This window comes from Pseudomonadales bacterium (assembly GCA_013215025.1).
GTDB lineage: Bacteria > Pseudomonadota > Gammaproteobacteria > Pseudomonadales > DT-91 > DT-91.
In genome coordinates this window covers 1-2,108 of the sequence record JABSRR010000293.1, presented here as the reverse complement: position 1 = coordinate 2,108, position 2,108 = coordinate 1, and the positions used below count along the sequence as shown (strand labels likewise).

Annotated in this window: 2 protein-coding genes; one reads left to right on the top strand and one right to left on the bottom strand. The window is 43.2% G+C overall.

Annotated features, from left to right (window positions below):
- A partial coding sequence (locus tag HRU21_13035; GenBank protein ID NRA43213.1) for a hypothetical protein occupies positions 1 to 621 on the bottom strand: 621 nt, incomplete at its 3' end.
- Positions 622 to 832: 211 nt separating this feature from the next.
- On the opposite strand from HRU21_13035, the gene hemH reads away from it, so the two are divergent.
- Positions 833 to 1,855 (top strand): ferrochelatase, encoded by a 1,023-nt coding sequence (gene hemH / locus HRU21_13030; GenBank protein NRA43212.1) that lies wholly within the window; start codon positions 833 to 835, stop codon positions 1,853 to 1,855.
- The last annotated feature ends 253 nt before the right edge of the window (positions 1,856 to 2,108 follow it).

Here is a 2,108-nt window from a genome sequence, read left to right as displayed (position 1 = left end):
GTCGTTCAGTGGAGAAAAAATCGCCACAGGGTAATCAAGATGATTAACCAGCTGCTGAATATTGGCAATATTTTTTTGATGCCTACAGGCTCGGTCATACAATAGACATGCCTGCTCTATATGAGGCTTAAGACGAGTTAAAAGCTCTAGCTCTTGTTGAGCTATCAGGCCTGAATGTCGATGACGATTAAAAATCAATACTACTCTTAGCCTTGGGTTAAGCATAAAGCTTATGACAGCAGCATCAATAATACCGCTGGCTTTGACCCATTTTTGCGTAAAAAACGACAGTCCCGTTAATATATTATAGTTTGGATTACCTTCTGAGTAACTAAATAGACAGCTCGGCCCTTTGGCAAAGGCGCGCACAACGCCATCTTCACGAACAAAACCGTTGGATTTGATAATCAGCGGCAAAACCCCTTTAGGGTAGCCTGAGGCAAATCCATAAAGCGTCTTCTTTTTTGCTTGATCTATTACACCAAGACAGGCCGAGGCCAAACCTAATGTTTCTCGAATTGTGAGCAAAAATTGATCAAAACCTTTGCCTTCAATCGCCAAATAGAGCTTGTGCAAAAGCTCATCATATTCAGCAATGTATGAGTCATCATTTTGATCCATAGTAAATACTCAAGCATTCGATACCAAGAATTGGCTAGTGATAATTATCTGTCGAGTTTTGCAAGCATAGCCTAGCTTATACAAGCCGGATAAACTTTTCAAAGCTGATTAACGTAATAATTGCTAGTTAAAACTGGCGTTAATTTATGTTTATAATCTAACGCTCTTATTGCCCACCTTTCTGATTTGCACATATTTGCTAAGGTTTTCTATGCCAAGCCACACTGCTGTACTTTTGATTCAACTCGGCACCCCAGATAGTCCAAAAACCAGTGACGTTCGTCGTTACCTGAAAGAATTTTTAAATGACCCCAGAGTTATTGACCTACCTTGGTTAGCCAGAATGCTATTGGTGAACGGCATCATTGTGCCGTTTCGCGCCCCAAAGTCGGCCAAAATCTATCAAGAACTCTGGGATCAAAGTGATGGCAAGTCGCCCTTGCTCACTCATACGCAGTCAGTGCAGGAAAAATTGCAAGCTCGCTTAGGCGACGACATTGACGTCTACATGGCCATGCGCTACCAGAATCCATCGCTGAAAGACGTAATTGCCGACATGCGAGATCGACAGTATCAACACATCATTTTGCTGCCTTTATTTCCTCAATATGCCAGTGCCTCCTCTGGCTCAGCGATTGAGTTAGCCAGCAAGCTGATTAGTCAATGGTGGGCCATACCTCAGATCAGCATTATCAATCAGTTTTGGGATAATCCCGGCTATATCGACTCGATTATTGACCGTGCCAGTCAGTTTACGCTTGAAGACTATGATCATATTCTATTTTCATACCACGGTTTACCCGAACGCCATGTCGATAAGGTTTATCCTGATAGCGATTTATGCAGTGATCAACCCTGTGAAACCGAGCTGAATGCGCAAAATCAGCTGTGCTATAAGGCAACTAGCTACGCTACCACACGCCTACTGGCGGAACGGCTGGGGCTTACTGAAGATGATTACACCGTGTGCTTTCAATCCCGATTAGATAAAAAATGGCTGACGCCGTTTTCCGACGAAGTGGTTGAACAGCAAGCCAAGCAAGGCGCTAAAAAACTCTTGGTATTTAGCCCCGCCTTTGTTGCAGACTGTTTAGAAACCGTCATTGAAATAGGCGACGAGTACCAAGAGATCTTCAACGAACATGGCGGTGACATTGTGCAGTTAGTGCCAAGCTGCAATGACCATGAGCGTTTTATCGAGGGATTAAGTGATATTATTCGCAGTAAATGTTGAGTGTGCTGTGTTTTATAGACATTTAAACGTATAGTCTTTGTATATGTGTTATGCGTAACCAAGATATCTTTTAACTTAAAATGCTATTGCCAACAAAGCCATAACAAACAGCTACCAACTCATGACTATCAGCTACAATGACAGCGCCTTAGCCGAAACTAGCGAGTCTGCTCTTGCCTCTCCTGCTAAGCGGTCGATGGGCATGGGGCTGTTACAGTTAGTGCTAGTTGCGGTTTTTGTTGGCCTAAGCATT

Coding starts and splice junctions, on each gene's coding strand:
- hemH (NRA43212.1), top strand. CDS start 833: ATGCCAAGCCACACTGCTGTACTTTTGATTCAACTCGGCACCCCAGAT.